Raw genomic sequence first — 21,076 nt, forward strand, 5'->3', positions numbered from 1 at the left:
GGCGGTGATTGCCCCCGTTTGGGGGCATCGCCGATGGTCCAGAAGGAAGAGACTGAGATCAATGAAAAACGGAGGTCCGTCATAATGGACTTCAACGATTGCCTGGGTCGCACCTGCCTGAAATGGAGCGCTGACGGCGAACTCACTTCTGTGGATCTGCTCCTGGTGCTGGAGCGTCTTGCCCAGGTCGACCAAGAGGTGACGGGCCTGAGCACCGCCAGCCTCGATCGCCAGCCCTGTGCCTCGATTAGCTGAAGGCTTTCCTCCGGCAGATGCAGAACATTCCAGGTGAATACAACTGAGCCCGATCAAGGCCGCCGTTCCTAGGCTCGTATCACTCCGAGAAGGGGTTTCCATGTCCACAATTGATCTGCCGGCCTCCCAGGCCGAAAATTCTTCTGCTGCAGCCCTGCACCAGCTCAAGGAGTTGCTGAAGCGCGATGCCGCGTTTGCCCAGGCTCTGGGCGCCACCGCCTCCACAGGGGCTGCGGTCAAGCTGGCCGCTGAGCACTGCATCGTTGTGACCCCCGAGGCGCTCTGGCGTCATCGCGGCACCCTGGTCAGCGGCGGCCTGCCCACCTGGCGGGGCTGAGGAGGTTGGGCTGGAGCAATCGTCCCCATCCGGGGGGATCGCTCCAGCCCCATCTGGGGTCATCGTGGCTGACTCCGCTCTGGAGTCCGCCATGACCCACGGCAACCCGTCGCACCCAGCAGCTCCGGTGGAGGATCGTGACCGCTTGGGAGATGAGAGCGGCGCTCAGCGAGCCCAGGAGAGCTCAGTGTTCAACCAACTGCAGCGCACGCGGCAATGGGAAGCCGATAGCACCCACCTGCTTAGGCCAGCGGCGTTTCACGCCTGGGGGGCCCCAGGTTGGGTAGTGACTCAGTAGGGCGCCTGCTCGGCGTAGGTCTCGATCGTGCAGTCCGAGGCGGCGGTAATGCCCCCGCTGTGGCTGGTGAATCAGCTGCCGATCAGGCCGCCGCGCTCGGGCACAACCCGCAGCAGGTCTCCGCTGGTGGGATCGCTGAACTCCCAATGGGGATAGGGATGGTCGGGCTGACTAAGGGGCAAGGTGGTCAGTGCCAATAGGAGTCGAGCCCACTTTGGCCACCAGCCATCGCCTGGATTGAAATGCTCTTTCGCCCCTTTTCGGCGCCCCAGCCACTCGTCTCGGAGAGCATTACCTTCCGCTGCCTCCCCTGCCATGCGATCCTCCATACGCCGCCAGCTGCTGCACCTCGCCACCGATCTCTCGGCCCTGGCGGCGAACCCCGACGACCTGGGCCATGGCTTCGATCTGCTCACCCGCAGCTATGCCACGCCGGTGGCGGAGGCCGCCCGCGCCGCCCTGCGCCGCAACCCGGCGATCGCACCGCTGATCCGCGAGCGCTACTGGGGGCGCTGGCCCAGCCAGACGGAGCTGCTGGGGCTGCCTGCGGAGAGCCTCGGCCATGCCTACGCCAGCTGGTTCGCCGGTGCCGGCAGCCAGCCGCTGCCCGATCCGGTGCTGCAGGCCGGCAGCGATGGCGACGACACCTGGCTGCACCAACGGGTGCGCCGCACCCACGACCTCTGGCATGTGGTGTGCGGCTGCCCGCCCACGGCGGCCGGGGAAGCGGCGATGAGCGCCGTCAACGTGATGCAGCTGCGCTGGCCCGGTAGCGCCATGCTGCTGGGGGCCGATCTGCTGCACCGTTGCCTGGAAGGTCCGGCCGCCGGTGAGGTGAACGTGGGGCAGGCGGCGGCCTACGGCCTGGAGCTGGGCCGCGTCTGCGCACCGCTGCTGGCCCAGCGCTGGGAGGAGGGCTGGGATCGGCCTCTGGCCGACTGGCGGAAACAGCTGGGCATCACGGAGCTGGTGAAACTTTCCCCGTTCAGGGGGGAGATGTCTCGGGCTTGAACGGCAGCAGCTGGCGCATCAACAGCGGCTGCAGCACCAGATCTGCCAGCACCACCACGAACAGCAACGCCAACAGCTGCGCCCCCAGCGGCTCCGCCAGCTCCGGGGCGACGCCGCGCAGGTGCGGCAGCTCCTCAGTCATTGACACCGCTAAGGCCAAGGGCACTGCCGCCCTCAGCCCGCAACCGGCAACGACCAAGCGATCCCTCCAGGGGAAGCGGCCGGACGGCAGCAGCAGCGACACCGCCAAGAACCTCGCCAGCGGCACCACGATCGCCAACGCCAGCCCCAACGGCAACACCATGAGCAACGCCGCGGGCTGCACCAGCAGGCCGAGCAAAAGCAGCACCGTGATTTCAGCGGCGGTGTTCAGCGGATGCATCACCCGGCCCAGGGCCTGCTGCTCAAAGCGACCGATCCGGTAGCGGCCATTGGAGAGCAACACCCCGGCCACGAACACCGCCAGCAGCCCGCCACCCCCCAGCAGCTGGCCGAAGCCGAAGGCCACAAAGGCCAGCGCCACCGACACCAGCAGCAGCATGGGCTGAGAGCGCACCAGGGCATCGATCAGGCGCGGCGCCACGGCGCCCACGACCAGCCCGGCCAGCAGGCCGGCCAGAAGATGCAACCCCAAAGCTCCCAGGTGCTCTGGCAGGCGACTGGCCAACAGCCCATGCAGGGCCTGATGGTCGCCATGGGGCTGGGCCTGCAGCAGACCGGCCACCAACCCGAAGACCAGCAAGGTGACCACCGTGCTCACCGCCACCTCGAACTGCAGCAGATGGCTCAGGCGGCCGCGGATGGAATGGCCCAGCGCCCCCAGCAGGTCCTCGATGGAGCCGCTGTCGGTGGCCCCCAGACAGCACACCGCCAGCACAGCGGCGACCGGTGGCAAGCCACCCGCCAGCAGAGGCGCCAGTAACAACAAAGCCAGAGCCGTGATCGCCACGGTGATCAACACGCCGCCAAAGCCCAGCCGCAGCCCAGCCGCGGTCATACCGCGGATGCGGCGCAGGTCGGTCTTGAGACCGGCGTAGAAAATCAGCAGCGCCAGGCTCACCCGGTGCAGGGTTTCCACCTGCAGCGGGCCGAGGGGCTGGGCCTGGGTCAACCAGGCGGTGGGAATCGCCATGCCCAGCAGCAGCACGGCGGCCGCCCCCGGCAACCGCCAGGCCGCCGCCAGGCGATCCACGGCCAGGGCCGCCAGGTAGATCAGCCCCAGCCCCAGAAAAAACCCGCGCGGCAGCAGCGTGCCCTCCAGATGGGCGTGGGGGAGGGGCAGGGCGATCAGCAAAGGGCTCAGCACCTGGGTCTGCGGCAGCAGCGGCCTAATCCTCGCTCCGGGGCAGGACTGGCCGGGCCGAGCAAACCACTCGCCGCCAGGACGCAGTGATGCGCTGATGCAGTGATGTAACCTGTCTGCTATGCGCACCACGCTCGACATCGAAGACGATGTGCTGGCCGCCGCCCGGGAGCTGGCACGCCGCCAGGGCACCACGGCGGGCCAGGTGGTGTCGCGCCTGTTGCGAGCTGCGCTCAGCGGCGCACCCTCCACGGGCCAGGCTGCGGCCGAGGCACCACCCAGCGCGGCTGGATTTCGCCCCTTCCAGGCCCGGGCTGGGGTGGTGGTGACCAATGAGCAGATCGATCAGCTGCGGGATGAGGCCGGCCTCTGATGGGCCGGGCCCTGCTCGACATCAACGTGCTGATCGCCCTGCTGGATCAGGGCCATCTGCTGCATCGGCCCGCCACCCGCTGGCTGGAGGGGCAGCTCGAGCAAGGCTGGGCCACCTGCCCGATCACCGAAAACGGCGTGGTGCGGATCATTGCCCAACCGGCTTACCCCAATGCGCAACCGGCGGCCCTGGTGGCCGCACGCCTGGCGGAGGCCTGCAGCCACTCCAGCCATATGTTCTGGCCGGAGCCGATCAGCCTGCTGCAGGAGGGATTGATCCGCTGGGAGCGGCTGCTGGGCCCGCGCCAGATCACCGATGCCTACCTGCTGGCCCTGGCCGCCAGCCAGGGCGGCCGCTTCGCCAGCTTCGATCAGCGCATCACTCTTGAAGTGGTGCCCAGCGCCGAGGCCCACCATCTCTGCCTGATTCCGTGCAGCTGAATCGATGGGGCTGCCCGTACCGCACAGGCTGGCTATCCCTGGAATGCTGCCCTGATCCCATGACCTCCCGACTGCCCCATCCCGGCCGGATCGCCCGGCTCCCCCTGATCCTGCTGGCCCTGGCCGCCGGCAGTGCCGCATCGGCAAACCCGCTCACCTGCAGCAACGCCACCCTCAAAGGCACCTACCTCTACAACGAAAGTGGCGTGCTCAACGGCAAGCCCTATGCCGAGAGCGGCCGCGAGGTCTACGACGGCCGGGGCGGCATTGTGCTGAGCTACCAGGGCTCCGATGGCTCCGGTGGGGTGGAGAAGGCCACCTACCGGGTCAGCGCCGACTGCATCGGCACGGCCACCTACCCGGACGGCCAGAAGGCCACCAGCTTCGTCAGCCCGGACGGCAGCCGCTTCGTGTACACGATCATGGCGGCGCCGGGCACCCAGCCCACGGCGCTCTCTGGCTCGGAGGTGCGGGTGGCACCCTGAGGGCTTAGCGTTGATAGCAATGCTTTCAACGCAAGCGGGCACCAGCGATGGCCGCCCTCACGATCCGCAACCTCGACGAACACACCAAGGCTCAGCTCCGCATCCAGGCCGCCCGGCAGGGGCGCTCCATGGAGGAGGAAGCGCGCAGAATCCTCCGCTCCGCCATCGAAGCCAGACAGCCGGCCGGAAACGGCACGGGGCTGGGCAGCTGTATCCAGGCCCACTTCGCCCAGCTCGGCGGCGTGGAGCTGGACCTGCCTGACCGTTCATCCCAGCCCTGTCCAGCTGAGTTCAGCCGGAAGGGCTCGCGGTGATCCTGCCCGATACCAATGTGATCTCGGAGCTGATGCGGCCCAAGCCCGATCCAGGGGTGCTGGCTTGGGCCGATGGCCTTGATCCCGAGGAGGTGGCGATCACAGCCATGAACGAGGCCGAAATCCTGCACGGCCTGGCCCGATACCGGCTGGACAGCGCCAGGTGCAACTCCGGCAGAGCTGGGAGGGGCTGGTGTCCGAGCTGTTCAGTGGCCGGATCTGGTCCTTCAGCAGCGAAGCCGCCCACTGGTATGCCGAACTGCTGTGGCAACGCGAACGGCTGGCGCGGCCTATGGCGACGGCCGATGCGGTGATCGCGGCCACGGCGCTGGCCAATGGGGCGCCTCTTGCTCACGAGACGTCCACGACTTCGCCGAGATCGGCTTGGCATTGATCAATCCCTGGGGCTGAGCCAGCAGTAGCAGCGATGGCCCATCCGCCGGGGGAAGGCCTCGCCGACGAATTGCCGAAAGCTGCGCCTAAGGTCATTTCTGCTTGGCGTCGTGTGACTAAGAGGTGACTGCATCTGATCAGCAGCCCTCAGCAGCAACCTGCATGAGCGCCCCGCATGACTGAGGTTCTGCTGGCCCTCGGACTGATTGCGCTGGTCGGCAGCCTGCTGCGTTACCTGTTCCCCGATCTCGATGTGGAGGCCGCACTCAGAACCATCGGCATGCTGGTGCTGAACGTGTTTCTGCCGGCCCTGGTGTTTCGGGTGATCTGCAGCGTGCCGACCGGAGTCGAAATGGTTCAGATCCCGCTGGTAAGGGGGATCAGCGTGGCGTGCTGCCTGGCTCTAGCGGTGCTGCTCTTTCACCCCCTGGGGCTGCGTTCCGAAGAAAAGGGAGCCCTGATTCTCGCCAGCGCCTTCGGCAATGTCACCTACCTGGGGCTGGCGGTGCTGCAGGGGCTATTCCCTTCGCTCTCCCTGCAGGTCGCGAAGGTGGCCATCCTCAGCGAGGTGACCACCACACCCCTCAATCTCAGCGTGGGAGTGGCACTGGGCGAGAGCTTCAGCGGCAAGCCGCGCAGCGGGGTGCTGCGGCAGGCCTTCCGGGCCGTGGCCACGATGCCGGCGCTCTGGGCCATCGTTCTGGCCCTGTCCTGGACCGCCAGTGGCGTGCCGGTGCCGGGCTTTCTGATGGAAGCCACGCGGATTCTCGGTAACACCGTCACCGGGTTGATGATGCTGTCGCTCGGCATGGGGCTGCGCTACCGACGCATCCACCAACCATTGCCGCTGCTGCTGGCCAGTGCCATCAAGTTACTGGTGTCACCGCTGGTGGTGCTTGCCGCAGCCAGCTGGATCGGCCTGCAGCAGCCATACCTACAGGCCGTGGTGCTGGAGGGGGCCATGCCCACCCAGCTGCTCACCTTCGTGATCGCCGATCGGGTCGGTCTGGATGTGGAGCGTCTGGCGGTCTGCATCCTGATCAACACCGCCGCGTCGTTCGTGACGATCCCGCTGCTCAATGGCTGGCTATTCGGTTGATCCGGCCTGCAGGCGGAGGCGCCGCCGCACAGCAACGATACCGATGTGGTGGTGCACCACGAACCCGCCATCTCAGCGCCCGATCACGTGATCGATCTAGAACGGGCCATAGGGGCGCTAAAAATTCCAGTGGGCACAACTACCACCGCTCGATTTCAGGCGAGGAAGGCAGTCTCGTGCTCAACCAATCAATCCGCGATCCGGCCTTCAGCTACGCAACCGAGTTCATCCCCATGTGCCTGGCCGACCGACCCGATCTGCAGACAGCCCGGGCCATAGAGCCCTGGCGCTGGAGCGGGCATAACGGCCACATCCGCGCCAACACCGTGCGTGGCTGTCCCTACCTATTGGATGATGCCTTCATGACACATGACTTCGAGGATTGGCCTGTCAAATGAGCTGGAAACAAGCGAGATGGCTGCTACTGGCCGGAGGAGCAGCGGCCGGGATCCTCTTAAGCAGCTATCCAACGACACCCCAGCTCTCGCGCTGCCCTGAGATCGGCAGCCTCCCTGGCATCGTGCTGGGAATGTTCATGGCCACAACGATCATCCATACATTGGTGACGTCCATACAGTCCGACTTTGTGCACTCAAAACGTCTCAGCAATTGGCGCTCAACAAGCAGCATTCGCTGCCACTTGCTGATTGCCATTGGAGCACTCATTACAGCAGGCACATTATTCCTAGAGATCCTTCTATGGGCCTGGGTCTACCGCCACGTCGGCGCGATTCAAAGCCTAGAAGAAAGTTTGTATTTCTCGGGCATTACATTCACAACAGTTGGCTATGGAGACGTCACCCTGGCCAAACGCTGGCAATTATTAAGCGTGGGAGAAGCCTTGAACGGGGTCTTGATGGCCGGGTGGAGCGCCGCCCAACTGATATTCCTCGTCCAGAGGATGATGATCTTTAGCGTACAAACTGAAGGGGCAAAGCCAGATTGCCCCCCCCCAATCTCAAGCCATCATCCATTTGCCCCGCTGGGACCAGTCGCGCGACCGATGGAAGAGAGATAACGACAATGAACAGGCCTAGACCAGTACACAGCAAGAGGAATTGCGACCAGCTCATTGAGCAACATCGCGCGGACGTAGGAAGCCACGTCAATTTCGCCTTGGCTAAGCAGCCAGAGTTGAACCATCAAGATCTTGAAAACCCCAATCCACAAAACCACCCATAGCCAGGAAAGAGCCTTCAGCGACTTCCCGCTTGTAACACCAAACATGGCGAGCAATACGGCAAGCGAAATCACTATGCCTAGCAGGCGGTGGAGCACAAGGCCCTCAATGCCACGGACTGAATACAGCCGCAACCCTGCCACAAAGAAGGTTAAACAAATGGCCTGATGGACATAGACAATCCTTGTCATCAGCCCAAACCCCCTGGGCTTTGGCTGGAGAGACTCAGCAGCCATCAATCGTGTCCGGAGATGGTGGGAGCAGAAACCGTTCTGGAATCACCGCTACCGCCCTCGCCGAACCAACGCGCCTCCAGCTGCTTGATCAGCACATAGAAGGGAGGCACCACTCCCAGCGACAGCACCGTGGCCACCAGCAGACCGCCGAAGATCACCGTGCCCAGCGACTGCTGGCTGTTGGCACCGGCGGTGGTGGCCACCACCAAGGGCAGGAAGCCAGCTAGCGAGGCGATTGCGGTCATCAGGATCGGCCGCATGCGGGATTCGGCGGCGGCCATGGCTGCCTCGACAACGCCCATGCCCTCCTCCAGATGCTGTTCTGCCACCTCCACAATCAGGATGCCGTTCTTGGCCGCCAGGCCGATCAGGGTCACCAGACCCACCTGGGCATAGATGTTGAGGTCAATAGAGCGCAATGCCAAAAACACCAGGGCGCCGAGCATGGCCAACGGCACCGTCATCAGAATGATCACCGGGGTGACGTAGCTCTCGTACTGGGCCGACAGCACCAGATAGACGATCAGGATGCCCAGGCCGAACACCAAAATGCTGGCATTACCGGCTGAGAGCTGCAACGAAGCCAGGCCCGTCAAGGCATAGCCAATGTTGTTGAATTCCAGTTTCTGGAAGATCTGCTGAATGGCAGTCAGGGCCTGGCCCGAGCTCTTGCCAATTGCCTCAGCACCTTGAATCAAAATAGTTCGGTAAAGGTTGTAGTGACTGATCACCGGCGGGGCGCTGGTGAGTTCAGACGAGGCAAACTCGCTCACCTGCACCAGCTTGTTGTCGCGGTTGCGCACGTAGTAACTGAGCACATCCTCCAGGGTGCTGCGTCCCGACGCTTCGGACTGAACATAAATGTTGCGCACCTGGCCGTTCTCATAGGTGAGTCCGGAATAGTTGCCGCCAGCGAGCACGGCGATCGTCTGCATGGCCTGCTGGAAGTCGACATTGAGGGTACCCATGATCGAGCGATCGAACGTCAGACCAAAGGCCGGCGCGCTGGGAATGCACTGGGTGTAGAGACTGGAAAACTGATCGGAAGCGGTACCCGCGGCCACCAGCTGCTGGGCCAGAGCATCAAGCTGGTTGAAGCTGTAGGCACCGTTGCTGAGGTCGTTGAACTGGAAGTAGAAGCCACCCTGGGCCGAGAAGCCTGGAATCGCCGGGGGCTGGGCTGCAACCACCAGGCCACTGCTGATCTTGGAGAGCTTGGCGTTGAGCCGAGCAACGATGGCTGGGGCTTTCTGATCGGCTCCGCTGCGCTCCTCCAGGGGCTTCAGGCCAAAGAAGAACACACCCTGGTCAGGGCTGGATCCGTTGAAGCCGTAGCCGCTCACCACCGAAGCAGCCGTGATGTCTGGCTCCTCCTTGAGCACCTTGGCGATCTCCAGACCGGTCTGCTGGGTGAGACTGAGGGAGGCGCCATTCTGCAGCTGGAAGATCCCCACTCCGTAGCCCTGGTCTTCCTCCGGAATAAACGCCGAAGGCAGGGCTGAAAAGGCAAGCACGGTCAGCACAATGCCCCCGGCCAGACCAGCCAGCACAAATTTGCGCTTGCGGATCAGAACCTGCAAAAGCCGGGCATAACTGGCCTGGAGCCAGGCAAAAAACTGGTTGAAGCGATCAAAAATCAAGGCCAGCCGGCTGCCGGCGATACCGAACAGCACCACGCCGAACACGTAGGCGCCGACACCAAAGGATGCGGCGCTGAAGCGACCGAAGGCCAAACCCACCACCACACCACCGATCGTCCAACCCCATCCCTTCGGCTTCGGAGGCTGCTCCGCCTTCAGGATCAGAGCCGACATCATCGGCGAGAAGGTGAGGGCGTTGAAGGTGGAGATGGCGATCGAAAAGGCGATCGTGAGAGCGAATTGCTTGTAGATGATGCCGATGCCGCCGGGATAGAAGGCCACCGGCACAAACACAGCCATCAACACCAACGAGGTGGCGATCAACGCACCGATCAGGGTGCCCATGCACTCCATCGCAGCCTTGCGGGGGCTCATGCCGCTCTCGAGGTTCTTGGAGACGGCCTCGATCACCACGATGGCGTCATCCACCACCAGGCCGGTGGCGAGCACCAACCCGAGCAGGGTGAGCTGGTTGATCGAGAACCCAAAAGCCTTGATGAAGGCGAAGGTGCCGATCAGCGAAATCGGAATCGCCAGGCTGGGAACCACCGTGGCGCGCCAGTTCTGCAGGAACAGAAACAGGATCACCAGCACGAGCACAATCGCCAGGCCCAGGGCATCGGTCACGCCACTCACGGCCGACTCAATGAACTGGCCGATGTTGTAGATCTGCTTGACGGTGATACCCGCAGGCACGGTCTGGGAGAACTGGTCCATCACCGCCACCACCGCTTCCGACACATCCAGCGCGTTGCTCTCGGGGGTCTGGAACACCGCCACGGTGATAGCCGGGTAGCCCTCAACGCTGACGGCCTGCTGGGCAAAGGTGTTGAAGCCATAGGTGGCCTGGCCCACATCCCGGAGCCGCAGCAGGTTGCCCTGGGGTGACTTGCCCACGATCAGATCGTTGAGCTGCTCCACCGAAATCAGGTTGCCGTTGTCGGCGACCAAAATCGGGTAGGCGAACAGCTGGCTTCCTCCGGCGGGCGGGCCACCAATGAGACCGCCAATCGCGACGCTGTTCTGGCTCTTGACCGCATTAACGATCTGATCAGCCGTCAGCTGGTTGGCCGTGAGTTTGTTGGGATCAACGAACAGCCAGAAAGCTGGATTGCTGCCCCCCAGCATGCTCACCTGGGCGACACCGGGAACCCGTTCCAGCTGGTAATAGAGCTGCTCATAAATGAGGCCATTGATATAAGGCGCATCAAACTGCCCCTGGCTCGAGGTGACCTGATAGGCCAGCAGGATCGAGGGGGTGCTCTGCATCACCGACACCCCCGTGGCCGACACCTGCTGAGGCAACTGGGGCATTGCCAGGGAAACGCGGTTCTGCACGTTCACCTGGTCGATGTTGATATCAGTGTCTTCGTTGAAATAAACCTGAATGATGCTCTGACCGGTGTTCGAGCTGGTGGAGGAGATATAAGCCGCACCCGGCACGCCGTTGATCTGCTGCTCGATCGGATTGGTGACGGCCTGTTCAGTAACTATGGAATTAGCCCCGCCGTAGTTGGCCGTCACCTGAATCAGGGGTGGCGCGATGTTGGGGAGGTTCTCAATCGACAGGCTTGGGATCGCGATGATGCCCATCAGCACGATCAGAATGCTGCAAACGGTGGTCAGAACCGGCCGCTTGATGAACTTGTCTGATAGCGACATGGGTGGACCTCAGTTCACACCCGGCTGGCCGGCACCCGCAAGCTTCACTGGCATCCCGGTGCGCAACAGGGCCGTGTTGCTCACCACCACCTGGTCGCCGGCCGCCAGGCCCGAGAGCAGTGGGTAGCGGTTGCCCTCCAGGGTGCCGAGTTTCACCGGCATCTGCACCACGATCGGCGTTTCCGGCGGCAGAGCCTCCAGCTTCTGCTTCTGGGCTTCGGGGATCTGGGTGGAGGCCCGAATCTTGGCGAGCACCTGGTTGAGGCGGAAGACGCGGTAGACGAAGGGCTGCTGGGCCTGCATCATCACGGCCTGCACCGGCACCGAGAGCTGGCGGGTGCTGCCAGTGATGATCCGGTTGCGCACGTACTGGCCAGTTTTGAGCTTGCCAGTGAGGTTGGGGAAAGAGGCCTTAACCAGCACCGTGTTCGGTGAGGACTGGTTGCCGCTGATGCCGAAGTAAGGCGAGATGAATACCACCTTGCCGGTGCTGATCACCGGCGGATTCCCCTGGGACTTGAGCTCCACAGACTGGCCCATCTGCACCCGGGAGGCCTGGGTGGCCGGCACATCCATCAAGGTCCAGAGATCGCTGTTATCAACGATGCCGGTGATCGCCTGCCCCTTTCTGACGTAATCGCCGATCTTGACGGTATCTAAGTCACCGATCTCACCACTGATCGGAGCCGTGACGTACTTGTAGCCGAGATCAGCGGCCGTGGCACGCGCCTGGTCGCGTCTCTGAATCGCCTGGGTGACGTAGTAATCACGGTCCTTGGTGGACACGGCACCTTGCTCATTCAGAAAGATGTAGCGCTCCGCATTGACAATGTCTTTGCGCGCTTCTGCCTTGCTGGCATCGAGGGCTGCCGACTGCTGCACGTTGTCGAGCACCAGAATCGGCTGACCTGCTTTGACCCGCTGCCCCTGGGTGACCAGAATCTTGACCACCCGTCCATCCACCTCTGGCTTGAGGGCCACGTCGGTGGTGGAACTGAGCTGACTGATTACCTGGATCGAGGGGCTAAAACTGGCCTCACCGATGGTTTCGGTCTGGACTGCCAAGGGCTGCCTGGCCTGCTACTTGCTGCCACAGGCAACAAGTAGCAGGGTCACAAACGAGAGCGCTGGGACTGCGCGAAACACAACGCAAGAGCATTAATCCGCAAATTAGCGGACCAGCAGGAATGTGCCCTATTCAGGAACCTTTTGAGCCGGGGCTGGCCGCCAGCCGCACCGGTGCACCGTGGCGCAGGTTGAGCAGGCCCGCCGTGATCACCCGATCACCCGGCTGCAAACCCCGCCGTACCGGGTAGAGAGTGCCCTGCAGCTCGCCCAGTTGCACCGGAGTCTGCAGGGCGAAAAGGGAACCGGGCGGCTGTTTGCGCAACTCGGCCAAGGGGGCCTTACCCGGCTGCCGTTCCAGCTGGGCCAGGCTGCCCACCACATAGACAAACGACTGGCCCGCTAGCTGGGTCACCGCCGCAAAGGGCACCGCCAGCTGCTCACGCTGGTCCAGCACCAGGCGGGTGCGACTGCGCTGGCCGTTGCGCAGGCGGCCCTGGGGATTGGCAAAGGCGGCCTTGACGAGCAGGGTCTGGGTTGGGGCGCTCACGCCTGGATCCACTGAGCTCACCTGCCCCTGGGCCAGCGGCTCGGAGCGGGCGGGATCGAGCAACAGCACCCGCTGCCCCAACCTCACCCGGTTGGCATAGGCGGCGGGGACATCAATGCGGGCCAGCAGGCGGTCGTTGCTGATTAGACGGGTAAGCACCGCTGCTGGCTGAATCACATCTCCCTGCTTGACCCGCAGATCGGCCACGGTGCCGGCGATTGGAGCCCTGAGATCCTTGAAGGCCAGGTCGGCTTCGCGGGCCACCAGGGCTTCGCGGGCGGCGATGTAAGCCTGGCGGAACTCATCCCTTTGCAGCGCGCTGGCGGCCCCCTGGCGAGCCAGCTCCCGGTAGCGCTGGTAATTGAGCTGGTTTGTCTGCATCTGGGCGCGCAGGCTGGCCACCTCCGCCCGCAGCTGGGCCTGGTCGAGCACCAGCAGCAACTGGCCCGGCCGCACAGTGTCACCCTGACGCACCAGCAGCCGCTGGATCCGCCCGCCGGCCTGGGCCGCCAGGTTGACTTCGGCCGCAGCCTCAAGGGTGCTCAGCGTGTCGAAACTGGCCTGAAAGGTAGCGGTCCCAATCCGCTCACTCTGGACCTGGGGCAGCCGCTTTGCCGCCCCATCCTCGGGCCGGCACCCCCCCACCAACAGGGCGGCCACCAAGCCAGCCCCCAGGGGCAGAGAACGGACGATGGCGCAGATAGATCCCATCGGCGGAGCGTATCGCCAGCGGGCCGATGATGGCTGCCGACGGGAGTGCCCCCCATCCCTGGAGCGCCTTTGAGCGACCTGTTCAGCCATCAACGCGAGATCACCCTGGCCAGGGTGGCGCCCCTGGCCGATCGCTTGCGGCCGCGGACCCTCGACGACTTTGTGGGCCAGGAGGCAATCCTGGGGCCGGGCCGGCTGCTACGCCGGGCAATCGCTGCCGACCGGGTCGGCAACCTGATCCTGCACGGCCCGCCGGGGGTGGGCAAAACCACCCTGGCCCGGATCATCGCCGGCAGCACCCGGGCCCACTTCAGCAGCCTCAATGCCGTGCTCGCCGGCGTCAAGGATCTGCGAATTGAGGTGGATGGGGCCAAGGAGCGCCTGGCCCGCCACGGCCTGCGCACCACTCTGTTCATCGATGAGGTGCACCGCTTCAACAGCGCCCAGCAGGATGCCCTGCTGCCCTGGGTGGAAAACGGCACGCTCACCTTGATTGGCGCCACCACCGAAAACCCCTACTTCGAGGTCAACAAGGCCCTGGTCAGCCGCTCCCGGCTATTTCGCCTGCAACCCCTCGAAGCCCCCCACCTGCACCAGCTACTGGGGCGGGCCCTGCGCGATCCGGAGGTGGGCTACGGCGACCGCACCATCGTCGTCACCCCTGAGGCGGCCGACCACCTGGTGGATGTGGCCGGCGGCGATGCCCGCAGCCTGCTCAATGCCCTGGAGCTGGCGGTGGAGACAACCCCGGCCCAGGCCGATGGCCGGATCGTCATCGACCTGACCATCGCCGAGGAGTCAATCCAGCAGCGGGCGGTGCTCTACGACAAGCAGGGGGATGCCCACTTCGACACGATCAGTGCCTTCATCAAGTCGCTGCGGGGCTCCGATCCGGATGCGGCCCTCTTCTGGCTGGCCCGCATGGTGGAGGCCGGCGAAAACCCCCGCTTTATCTTCCGCCGCATGCTGATCGCCGCCGGCGAAGACATCGGCCTGGCCGATCCCCAGGCGGTGGTGGTGGTGGAAGCCTGTGCGGCGGCGTTTGAGAGGGTGGGCCTGCCGGAGGGCCTCTACCCCCTGGCCCAGGCGGCGCTCTACCTGGCGGGGGCCGAGAAGAGCAACAGCGTGCTGGGCTTCTTTGATGCCCTCAAAAGCGTGCGCGAAACCAGCCGCCAACAGGTGCCATCCCACCTGCGCGATGCCCACCGCGATGGCCAGGCCTTTGGCGATGGGGTGGGTTATCGCTATCCCCATGCCTACGCCGAGCACTGGGTCGCCCAGAACTACTTGCCCAACGCGCTGCAGGGGGAGGTGTTCTGGCAACCCGGCAACCTGGGCTGGGAAGGCCAGAGGCGGGAGCGGTTGCAACAGCGGCGGGCCGCCCAACTGGCCGCCGCGGCCGAACTGGCCGCCGACCAGGGCGACGTGCTGAGCAGCGGCCCCGATGATCCCCAGTTGGAGCGCTGGCTGCAGCGCCAGGCCGCCGCTGAAGGGGAGAGGCTCGACAGCCTGAGGAGTCGATTCTGGGAAGGGGTGAGCTGGCAGCGCACCGACAGGGTGCTGGTGCTTGAGGCCCGCTCCTTGCTCTGGGCCCTCGACCCCCTGGCCGCCACCCCTGAGGGCGGCGTGGTGATCACCGTGGCTCAAGATTGCGACCGGGAGCGGTTGGCGGCCCAGCTACAGATTCTCGACAGCCTTAGCAAGCCCCAGCTGCTGGTGGTGCCCCAGGCCTGTCCGGAGGCGCTTGGGACCCAACTGGAAGCCCAAAGCGGCGATCGTTTCGACTGGGTGGTGGCTCGCCAAGCCTGGCAAGGCCTCAGTGCCGCCCAGGTGGAGCACTGGATTGGGGTGGTTGGGGCCAGGCTGGCCCCCTCAGGCCAATGGCGGCTGTTGTTCAGCAGCCCCCAGCTGGGGCCCGCCGCAGGGCTGCTGGCCCTGCTGGGCTCCCCCCAGGGCCCCTTGGGAACCCTGCTGGATGAACTCGTCGTACTGGAACTGCAGCAGCTGGAGCTTCTTGAGGGCAGTGGGCAAGCGGCCCAGCGCGCCCTGAACGACCGGGGCTGGGATGGGCATGGGCAGCGCTGGCAGGAAACCCTCCAGCTGGAGCTCTCCGCCGCCCTGCTCGAGCGCTGGCTCGCCCCTGGCAGCGCCTACCTAGACCAGATAGCCGCCCTGCGCGGCAGCCCCCTGGGCGCCGAGGCGCTGCAAGTTTTGCGGGAAGGATTCAGCGCCTGCCTTGGCCAATTCCTGCCCCAGAAGCTGGAGCACACCCTGCTGATCGCCCGGCGGAAAGCGGGCACCAAAGCCAAACTGGCATCAAAAAAGCCCCGGCCAGGCCGGGGCAGTTAGAAGGGCAGCTAGGAAAAGGCGATTGGCTCACCAGAGGCCGCGAATGGCATCGGGCTGGTACTGCTGGGCCGGAGCCGGAGTGATGCGCACCTCAGCCACTGGATCGGCCATCTGGTTGGCCTGGAGGCAGGCTGGCAGGAACACATACCAGGAGAGCAGGGAGGTGCACTGGGCGTCGCCCTGACAACGCCCCTCGGCACAGACGTTCTGGGCACCGGTGTAGGTGTTGCAGAAGTCAGCCAGGCGCATGTCCGTCGGCAGGGCGTTCATGATCCCAGCTGCGGAAATCTGCCCATCGCGGGCATCGGCCACGATGGCCGAACGCAGGGCCTGCACCGCATAGGTGTTCATGCTCCAGTAGGGGAAGTAGCTGGAGGTCTGGTTCTTGAGGAACTTGACGCCGGCATCCGAGTAGAGGAAGCGGGAGACGCCAACGAAGTCGACGTTGTAGGCCTTGTTCATGCCTTCACGCACTTCGGCGGCGGTCCAACCGGAGCGGTTCAGGCCCCCTTCCAGGCCCCGATCGGTGACTTCACCAGACTGCAGGAATGTATTGAAGGCATCCTGGTTGGTGGACCACACGGCGCCGCCGGTGTTCCAACGAACGGGGAGATTGTTGTCGACTGCGGCGGACGCTGGCAGGGCCACCGCCGAGAGGGCCGTACCCCAAAACAGGCCGGCCAGCAAGCCCTTGATCACGGGAGTATCGAATCGGTTCACTAAAAAGCTAGCCATCAACTGGCTCATTTCCCCGGAAAAGCAAGTAGCTGGAGCACAACGATACGAAATTAAAAGATTTCCCTTAGATTTCCGGCCCGTTTGGCGTTTTTTGACCGATCTAGCGTCAAAACCGCATATCCATCCGGGGGTAGTAACAGCCGTTGCCCACGGCCGCCCAGCGCCATTCTGCCGCCGTCGCAGTGCAGCAATCCGGCTGCAATCCTTCGCCAATATGCTGTAGCTGGCTGCAGGAATGGTCGCAACTCCAGTTGTGGAGCTCCACCGCCAAGCTGCTCTGGCGCCACTTGATCGCCGCCTCTTTGAGCACCCAGCTGGTGAGCACCGCCATGCGCAGAGCCTCTCCCGTCAGCCCCTCGAGTTGCCCCTGTTCCCCAATCGGATAAAACCTGCGCATCAAAGCGGCGGCATCGAGGGGACGGCCCACCAGCTCGAGATCCACGCCGATCGGCTCACCCGAATAGCCGATCAGCAGCCCCTGGCCACTGTGGCTGAGGCTGATCCAGCCCAGCCCCTCCAGCAGGCGCGGCGGCTGGCCAGGCGGGCTACAGAGCGGCACGGCTGCGGGCACGCAGCCCAGGACAGGGGCCAACACCTGCCGCAGGGCAGCGCGACTGTGCCAATAACGAAGGCGCTGGAGAGCGGGCAGCCCCTCGCCCCAGCCCAACTCCTCGGCGGAGAGGCTGGCCAGCCCGGCTCCCACCAGGGGCACCAACCAGAGCAGGGGCCTTGCGTTTCTGCCCGCCGACGGCGGGTCCCAGCCAGTTCCTAGGCTCAAGGATGTGTCATTCCAGCGTTTGATGGCCCTGCAGATCGGCGATCCTGCCCCCGAGTTCACCCTGCCCGACCAGGACGGCAATCCGGTAAGCCTCTCCCAGTTGAAAGGTAAGCGGGTTGTGATCTATTTCTATCCGAAGGATGACACCCCCGGCTGCACCAAGGAGGCCTGCAACTTCCGCGACCAGTGGAGTGCCTTTGAAAACCATGCCATCACGGTGCTGGGCATCAGCAAAGACGCTGCTGGCAGCCACGCCAAGTTCATAGCCAAATACAGCCTCCCTTTCACCCTGCTCAGCGACGCCGAGCCCTGTCCGGTGGCGGCGGCCTACGGAAGCTACGGACTGAAGAAATTCATGGGCAAGGAGTACATGGGCATGATGCGCCACACCTTTGTGGTGGATGGGGAAGGCCGACTGGAGAAGATCTTCACCAAGGTGAAAGCCGAAACCATGGCCGACGACATTCTCAGCGAGCTGGGCCTGGCCTGAGCGCAGAGAGGGCCTCGAGCACGAGCTGGGGGGCTCGCCGCACCGCGATGGGACTGGCCGCCAGCAGCTCCTCCACCAGGGGGGCCAGCAGCTCGCCATCGCCGCCTGTGATCCAGAGAATCGTGCCCGGCCCCTGCCCCTCTGCCTCAATGGCAGCCTGGGCAATGGCTGCGGCCAGACCCCGCAGCACCCCGGTGGCCATGGCGGCCTCGGTGCTGCGGGGCCAGCTATCGGCTGGCAACTGGGGGGGCAACTGAGGAGGCAACTGGAGCCGGGGCAGAGCAACCGTGGCCCCTGCCAGGGCATGCAACTGCAGGCCGGCACCCGCCAGCAGCCGCCCTCCGGCGAAACACCCTTCGGCCGTAATCCGGGTGAGACTGAGCGCCGTGCCCGCATCTGCCACCAACCCGGCTTGGCCGCTGAGACGATGGGCCTGCCAGCCTGCCAGGGCCCGATCGAGACCCAACCATGGGGGCACATCGCTCAGGGGCACATCGGACAAATGGAGCCGCCGCCTGGGATCCAGAGCCACCCCCGGCGGCACCGGACCGACCGCCGCCCAGCCCACCAGCCCCTCGAGCCCCCCCTCCCCGGCAGGCCCGCTCCAGCAGTGGAGGCCGCCAGAGCCGGCCATGGCCCAGTGCCATCGACTGTTGCCGATCAACAGCCAACGGGCCCCGCTCAGATGCCCTCGCCCATCAACCCGGGCAGGTGGATGCCGCATTCCTGCTGGAGACCGCCGAATCGAGTGGCCCGGCCACTGACCTCGCCGGCATCTGGGCCACTGGAATGCCAGTCCCCCACGCTCGAGTAGCCCTGCTCAAACAGCGGGTGCTGGGGCAGCTGGTGCTCCTCCATGAAGTAGTAAACCTCCCGCTTGCTCCAGGCGAGCAGGGGGCGCAGCGACCAGCGCTGCCGCACCGAATCCAGGGTCTCCATGGTGCGGCGATGGTCCGTCTGGCTGCCGCGCACCCCGCTGGCCCAGCAGGTGACCCCCAGATCGGTGAGGCTGCGGTCTAGGGGGTCAACTTTGCGAATGCGGTGGTAGAGCTGCAGATCACTGGCCTGGCCGGTTTCCCAGAGCCGGCCATGGAGGGCCTCCATCCGGGCAGAACTGATCAGCGACTGGGCCACCACCAAGTTGAGCTTGAGCCGGTGGACCAGCTGATCTGCGTATAGATAGGTTTCAGGCGGCAAGTAGCCCGTATCCACCCAGATCACCGGCAGGGAGCGGCCGGTCTGCTCAGCCAGGTCTGCCACCATCTGCAGCAGCACCGCAGACTGAATCCCAAAACTGGTGGTGACAGCAAACCCCTCGCCAAAGGTCTCCAGGCCCCAGTGCAGCCGCTCCGGAGCCGAGAGCTGGGCCAGTCGCAGCCGAACCGCCTCCAGATCAATCGCTCGACCGGTGCAATCGGGAGGAAGGGCGGGAGATGGAGCCGTCTGCATTAGGCCATCATCGCCCTTGGCATGAGCTGCTGGTTAGGGTTTGGTCGATGCTGTCGGCAACGGACCACAAAGCAATGGTGGAGTCTGCGGCGACGCCGGTAACGGCCCCGGTGGTGATTGTGGGAGGCGGTTTCGGCGGGCTCTACACAGCCCTGGCGCTCGCCGGCCAGCGCCAGCATCCACCGATTCTGCTGATCGATCCCAACGATCGCTTCCTATTTCTCCCCCTGCTCTATGAATTGCTCAGCGGCGAACTGCGCAGCTGGGAAATCGCCCCCCGCTACGACACCCTGCTGGCGGGCAAAGGGGTTGCCTGGCTGCAGGACCGGGTCGTGCGCATTGACTCTGACAACGGCCTGATCCATACCGGCGCAGGCCGGCAACTGGCCTTCAGCCGGCTAGTGCTGGCCACCGGAGCCCAGGCCAACAGTTTCGGGATTCCTGGAGTGGTGGAGCACTGCTTCGGCTTCCGAACCCTGGCCGATGTGGAGCGCTTGCAGGGCCTGATCCGCAAGCTACGGGAACGGGCTCGGCCCCTGCAGCGGCTGGCCGTGGTGGGAGCTGGGGCCAGCGGCGTGGAGCTGGCCTGCAAACTGGCCGACCAGCTCGAGGGCAGCGCCATTGTGGAGCTGATCGAGCAGGGCCCTGGCCTGCTGCCGCTGGCCAAGGCCTTCAACCGGGAACAGGCGGATCGCGCCTTGCAGCGCCGTGACGTACGCCTGCGCAGCCACACCCAGGTGGAGGCGGTGCAAGCAGACGGGCTTGAACTGAAGGGGCCTGGCGGGCAGGAGCACCTCAACGTGGAGGCGGTGATCTGGACCGCCGGCCTCAGCTTTTGCGCCCCGGAGATCCACCCTGCTGCCCCCGTTGACCGCCAGGGCCGCCTGCTGTGCCAGAGCAGCCTGCAGCTGCGCAACCACCCCCACATCTTCGCCCTAGGCGATATCGCCCATGTGGAGATGGAAGACAGCGGCAGGGAAGCTGCCCTGCCTGCCAATGCTCAAGTGGCCTTCCAACAGGCCGAATGCCTGGCCGGCAACCTGGTGCATTCGCTGGCAGGGGAAGGGCTGGAGCCCTTCGAGTTCAACGACCTCGGCGAAATGATGAGCCTTGGCGTGGGCGAGGCCAGCCTCACGGGGGGGGGATTCACCCTGGCGGGAGCGGCCGCCTACCAAATCCGCAGGCTGGCCTACCTGGCCCGGCTGCCCGGCAAGGCCCACCAGCTCAAAGTGGCGGCCGGCTGGCTGGCGGACTGGCCGCGATGAACCCGGGGAGGAGTCCCAGGGGCCTGTTGCTCGATGCCATGGGGACCCTGATTGGCCTGCGCACCAGCGTGGGGAGCACCTATGCCGCGCTGGCCAGCCGCCACGGCCTGACAGTTGAGGCTGCAGCCATCGATCGCGCCTTCCCCCGCATCTATCGGCAAGCCCCGCCCCTGGCCTTTCCCGGACTCGGCGAGCGGGCCCTGGAGGAGGCCGAGATCGGCTGGTGGACAGCAAGGGTGGGCGAGGTACTCAGCGCCGCCGGAGCCCTTGCAGCGGGGGCTGCCCCGCCGCCGAACCTGGGCCGGGAGCTCTTCCAACGCTTTGCCCAGGCCGATCTCTGGCAGGTTTACGCCGACGTGCCTGGGCACCTGGAGGCCTGGCACCGTCGCGGCCTGCGACTCGCCGTCGTCAGCAACTTTGATAGCCGCCTGCCCGGCCTGCTCGAGGCTCTGGGGCTGGCCAGCTGGCTGGAGGCGGTGGTGGTGTCGTCAGCAGCCGGAGCCGCCAAACCCGATCCCCTGCCCTATCAGCTGGCCCTGACCCGGCTGGATCTCACGGCCGGGCAGGTTTGGCATGTGGGTGACAGCCCGGAGGATGGGGCCGGTGCCCAGGCCGCCGGAATCCGCTGGGTGAAGGTGCAGCGCCCATGATCGGC

25 protein-coding genes and 1 pseudogene are annotated in these 21,076 nt (G+C 65.0%); 16 read left to right on the forward strand and 10 right to left on the reverse strand.

Annotated elements, in window-relative coordinates; translation table 11 throughout:
• Positions 1–84 precede the first annotated feature (84 nt).
• Together H8F27_RS04735 and H8F27_RS04740 are read left to right on the forward strand one after the other, a co-directional pair.
• Complete coding sequence (locus H8F27_RS04735; RefSeq protein WP_197151653.1) at positions 85–255, forward strand: hypothetical protein; 171 nt, start codon at positions 85–87, stop codon at positions 253–255.
• Positions 256–355: 100 nt separating this feature from the next.
• The gene (locus H8F27_RS04740; protein ID WP_197151655.1) at positions 356–592 is read left to right on the forward strand and encodes a hypothetical protein; all 237 of its coding nucleotides are present in this window, start codon (positions 356–358) and stop codon (positions 590–592) included.
• A 369-nt stretch (positions 593–961) separates the two neighbouring features.
• Here H8F27_RS04740 and H8F27_RS17945 read toward each other — a convergent pair whose 3' ends face one another.
• Positions 962–1,087 (reverse strand): hypothetical protein, encoded by a 126-nt coding sequence (locus H8F27_RS17945; protein WP_255517736.1) that lies wholly within the window; start codon positions 1,085–1,087, stop codon positions 962–964.
• Between the two features lie 118 nt (positions 1,088–1,205).
• Here H8F27_RS17945 and H8F27_RS04745 point away from each other — a divergent pair, with 118 nt between their 5' ends.
• Positions 1,206–1,901, forward strand: coding sequence for a Coq4 family protein (locus H8F27_RS04745; RefSeq protein WP_197151657.1), 696 nt, complete (start codon positions 1,206–1,208; stop codon positions 1,899–1,901).
• Here H8F27_RS04745 and H8F27_RS04750 read toward each other — a convergent pair.
• Complete coding sequence (locus tag H8F27_RS04750; protein WP_197151665.1) at positions 1,876–3,207, reverse strand: cation:proton antiporter; 1,332 nt, start codon at positions 3,205–3,207, stop codon at positions 1,876–1,878. The genes H8F27_RS04745 and H8F27_RS04750 overlap by 26 nt on opposite strands.
• A 118-nt stretch (positions 3,208–3,325) precedes the next feature.
• Between H8F27_RS04750 and H8F27_RS04755 the strand changes: the two genes are divergently transcribed.
• From H8F27_RS04755 to H8F27_RS04790, 9 genes and pseudogenes are all read left to right on the forward strand, one after another.
• Positions 3,326–3,577, forward strand: coding sequence for a hypothetical protein (locus H8F27_RS04755; protein ID WP_197151667.1), 252 nt, complete (start codon positions 3,326–3,328; stop codon positions 3,575–3,577).
• Positions 3,577–4,017: a TA system VapC family ribonuclease toxin gene (locus H8F27_RS04760; protein ID WP_197151674.1), complete on the forward strand. Its 441-nt coding sequence runs from the start codon at positions 3,577–3,579 to the stop codon at positions 4,015–4,017. Before H8F27_RS04755 ends, H8F27_RS04760 begins: the two co-directional genes overlap by 1 nt.
• A 59-nt stretch (positions 4,018–4,076) precedes the next feature.
• Positions 4,077–4,502, forward strand: coding sequence for a hypothetical protein (locus H8F27_RS04765; RefSeq protein ID WP_197151675.1), 426 nt, complete (start codon positions 4,077–4,079; stop codon positions 4,500–4,502).
• A 47-nt stretch (positions 4,503–4,549) separates the two neighbouring features.
• Positions 4,550–4,816 (forward strand): plasmid stabilization protein, encoded by a 267-nt coding sequence (locus H8F27_RS04770; protein WP_197151676.1) that lies wholly within the window; start codon positions 4,550–4,552, stop codon positions 4,814–4,816.
• Between the two features lie 32 nt (positions 4,817–4,848).
• Positions 4,849–4,908: pseudogene (locus H8F27_RS18185) on the forward strand (type II toxin-antitoxin system VapC family toxin); the annotation flags it as partial.
• 101 nt (positions 4,909–5,009) lie between these two features.
• Positions 5,010–5,210, forward strand: coding sequence for a hypothetical protein (locus H8F27_RS17445; RefSeq protein WP_231596520.1), 201 nt, complete (start codon positions 5,010–5,012; stop codon positions 5,208–5,210).
• Positions 5,211–5,384: 174 nt separating this feature from the next.
• Positions 5,385–6,308, forward strand: coding sequence for an AEC family transporter (locus H8F27_RS04780; RefSeq protein ID WP_197151677.1), 924 nt, complete (start codon positions 5,385–5,387; stop codon positions 6,306–6,308).
• Between the two features lie 176 nt (positions 6,309–6,484).
• On the forward strand, positions 6,485–6,706 hold the full coding sequence (locus H8F27_RS04785) for a hypothetical protein (RefSeq protein ID WP_197151678.1): 222 nt from the start codon (positions 6,485–6,487) through the stop codon (positions 6,704–6,706).
• On the forward strand, positions 6,703–7,326 hold the full coding sequence (locus H8F27_RS04790) for a potassium channel family protein (RefSeq protein WP_197151679.1): 624 nt from the start codon (positions 6,703–6,705) through the stop codon (positions 7,324–7,326). The genes H8F27_RS04785 and H8F27_RS04790 overlap by 4 nt, the downstream gene beginning before the upstream one ends.
• Here the strand turns inward: H8F27_RS04790 and H8F27_RS04795 are convergent.
• From H8F27_RS04795 to H8F27_RS04810, 4 genes are all read right to left on the reverse strand, one after another.
• Positions 7,275–7,679, reverse strand: coding sequence for a hypothetical protein (locus H8F27_RS04795; protein WP_197151680.1), 405 nt, complete (start codon positions 7,677–7,679; stop codon positions 7,275–7,277). The genes H8F27_RS04790 and H8F27_RS04795 overlap by 52 nt on opposite strands.
• A 44-nt stretch (positions 7,680–7,723) precedes the next feature.
• On the reverse strand, positions 7,724–11,026 hold the full coding sequence (locus tag H8F27_RS04800) for an efflux RND transporter permease subunit (RefSeq protein WP_197151682.1): 3,303 nt from the start codon (positions 11,024–11,026) through the stop codon (positions 7,724–7,726).
• A 9-nt stretch (positions 11,027–11,035) separates the two neighbouring features.
• Positions 11,036–12,091, reverse strand: a complete 1,056-nt coding sequence (locus tag H8F27_RS04805; RefSeq protein ID WP_197151683.1) for an efflux RND transporter periplasmic adaptor subunit — start codon at positions 12,089–12,091, stop codon at positions 11,036–11,038.
• A 133-nt stretch (positions 12,092–12,224) separates the two neighbouring features.
• Positions 12,225–13,352 carry an efflux RND transporter periplasmic adaptor subunit gene (locus tag H8F27_RS04810; RefSeq protein WP_197151685.1) on the reverse strand — a complete coding sequence of 376 codons (1,128 nt, stop codon included), beginning with the start codon at positions 13,350–13,352 and terminating at the stop codon, positions 12,225–12,227.
• Between the two features lie 69 nt (positions 13,353–13,421).
• Between H8F27_RS04810 and H8F27_RS04815 the strand changes: the two genes are divergently transcribed.
• Positions 13,422–15,701, forward strand: a complete 2,280-nt coding sequence (locus H8F27_RS04815; protein ID WP_197151687.1) for an AAA family ATPase — start codon at positions 13,422–13,424, stop codon at positions 15,699–15,701.
• 27 nt (positions 15,702–15,728) lie between these two features.
• Here H8F27_RS04815 and H8F27_RS04820 read toward each other — a convergent pair whose 3' ends face one another.
• Complete coding sequence (locus H8F27_RS04820) at positions 15,729–16,436, reverse strand: alpha/beta hydrolase (RefSeq protein ID WP_197151689.1); 708 nt, start codon at positions 16,434–16,436, stop codon at positions 15,729–15,731.
• Positions 16,437–16,545: 109 nt separating this feature from the next.
• Positions 16,546–17,217 (reverse strand): 4'-phosphopantetheinyl transferase superfamily protein, encoded by a 672-nt coding sequence (locus H8F27_RS04825; protein ID WP_197151696.1) that lies wholly within the window; start codon positions 17,215–17,217, stop codon positions 16,546–16,548.
• A gap of 22 nt (positions 17,218–17,239) precedes the next feature.
• Here H8F27_RS04825 and bcp point away from each other — a divergent pair, with 22 nt between their 5' ends.
• Entirely contained in the window at positions 17,240–17,707 is a 468-nt protein-coding gene (bcp, locus tag H8F27_RS04830) for a thioredoxin-dependent thiol peroxidase (protein WP_197151698.1), read from the forward strand.
• Here bcp and H8F27_RS04835 read toward each other — a convergent pair.
• Together H8F27_RS04835 and H8F27_RS04840 are read right to left on the reverse strand one after the other, a co-directional pair.
• The gene (locus tag H8F27_RS04835; protein ID WP_197151700.1) at positions 17,685–18,431 is read right to left on the reverse strand and encodes a type III pantothenate kinase; all 747 of its coding nucleotides are present in this window, start codon (positions 18,429–18,431) and stop codon (positions 17,685–17,687) included. The genes bcp and H8F27_RS04835 overlap by 23 nt on opposite strands.
• Complete coding sequence (locus H8F27_RS04840; protein ID WP_197151702.1) at positions 18,389–19,156, reverse strand: phosphoadenylyl-sulfate reductase; 768 nt, start codon at positions 19,154–19,156, stop codon at positions 18,389–18,391. Before H8F27_RS04840 ends, H8F27_RS04835 begins: the two co-directional genes overlap by 43 nt.
• A 47-nt stretch (positions 19,157–19,203) precedes the next feature.
• Between H8F27_RS04840 and H8F27_RS04845 the strand changes: the two genes are divergently transcribed.
• Positions 19,204–20,421 (forward strand): NAD(P)/FAD-dependent oxidoreductase, encoded by a 1,218-nt coding sequence (locus tag H8F27_RS04845; RefSeq protein ID WP_231596521.1) that lies wholly within the window; start codon positions 19,204–19,206, stop codon positions 20,419–20,421.
• A complete protein-coding gene (locus tag H8F27_RS04850; RefSeq protein ID WP_197151704.1) occupies positions 20,418–21,071 on the forward strand; it encodes an HAD-IA family hydrolase in 654 nt (217 codons plus the stop codon). Before H8F27_RS04845 ends, H8F27_RS04850 begins: the two co-directional genes overlap by 4 nt.
• Positions 21,072–21,076 lie beyond the last annotated feature (5 nt).

The organism is Synechococcus sp. CBW1108, assembly GCF_015840335.1.
In the GTDB taxonomy this organism is placed as follows: domain Bacteria; phylum Cyanobacteriota; class Cyanobacteriia; order PCC-6307; family Cyanobiaceae; genus Cyanobium_A.

What these genes read in the sequence shown, in the direction of transcription:
- H8F27_RS04735 (WP_197151653.1), top strand. Translation starts at nt 85, where the DNA reads ATGGACTTCAACGATTGCCTGGGTCGCACCTGCCTGAAATGGAGCGCT.
- H8F27_RS04740 (WP_197151655.1), top strand. Translation starts at nt 356, where the DNA reads ATGTCCACAATTGATCTGCCGGCCTCCCAGGCCGAAAATTCTTCTGCT.
- H8F27_RS04745 (WP_197151657.1), top strand. Translation starts at nt 1,206, where the DNA reads ATGCGATCCTCCATACGCCGCCAGCTGCTGCACCTCGCCACCGATCTC.
- H8F27_RS04755 (WP_197151667.1), top strand. Translation starts at nt 3,326, where the DNA reads ATGCGCACCACGCTCGACATCGAAGACGATGTGCTGGCCGCCGCCCGG.
- H8F27_RS04760 (WP_197151674.1), top strand. Translation starts at nt 3,577, where the DNA reads ATGGGCCGGGCCCTGCTCGACATCAACGTGCTGATCGCCCTGCTGGAT.
- H8F27_RS04765 (WP_197151675.1), top strand. Translation starts at nt 4,077, where the DNA reads ATGACCTCCCGACTGCCCCATCCCGGCCGGATCGCCCGGCTCCCCCTG.
- H8F27_RS04770 (WP_197151676.1), top strand. Translation starts at nt 4,550, where the DNA reads ATGGCCGCCCTCACGATCCGCAACCTCGACGAACACACCAAGGCTCAG.
- H8F27_RS04780 (WP_197151677.1), top strand. Translation starts at nt 5,385, where the DNA reads ATGACTGAGGTTCTGCTGGCCCTCGGACTGATTGCGCTGGTCGGCAGC.
- H8F27_RS04790 (WP_197151679.1), top strand. Translation starts at nt 6,703, where the DNA reads ATGAGCTGGAAACAAGCGAGATGGCTGCTACTGGCCGGAGGAGCAGCG.
- H8F27_RS04795 (WP_197151680.1), bottom strand. Translation starts at nt 7,679, where the DNA reads ATGACAAGGATTGTCTATGTCCATCAGGCCATTTGTTTAACCTTCTTT.
- H8F27_RS04800 (WP_197151682.1), bottom strand. Translation starts at nt 11,026, where the DNA reads ATGTCGCTATCAGACAAGTTCATCAAGCGGCCGGTTCTGACCACCGTT.
- H8F27_RS04810 (WP_197151685.1), bottom strand. Translation starts at nt 13,352, where the DNA reads ATGGGATCTATCTGCGCCATCGTCCGTTCTCTGCCCCTGGGGGCTGGC.
- H8F27_RS04820 (WP_197151689.1), bottom strand. Translation starts at nt 16,436, where the DNA reads ATGGCTAGCTTTTTAGTGAACCGATTCGATACTCCCGTGATCAAGGGC.
- bcp (WP_197151698.1), top strand. Translation starts at nt 17,240, where the DNA reads ATGGCCCTGCAGATCGGCGATCCTGCCCCCGAGTTCACCCTGCCCGAC.
- H8F27_RS04835 (WP_197151700.1), bottom strand. Translation starts at nt 18,431, where the DNA reads ATGCGGCATCCACCTGCCCGGGTTGATGGGCGAGGGCATCTGAGCGGG.
- H8F27_RS04840 (WP_197151702.1), bottom strand. Translation starts at nt 19,156, where the DNA reads ATGCAGACGGCTCCATCTCCCGCCCTTCCTCCCGATTGCACCGGTCGA.
- H8F27_RS04845 (WP_231596521.1), top strand. Translation starts at nt 19,204, where the DNA reads ATGCTGTCGGCAACGGACCACAAAGCAATGGTGGAGTCTGCGGCGACG.
- H8F27_RS04850 (WP_197151704.1), top strand. Translation starts at nt 20,418, where the DNA reads ATGAACCCGGGGAGGAGTCCCAGGGGCCTGTTGCTCGATGCCATGGGG.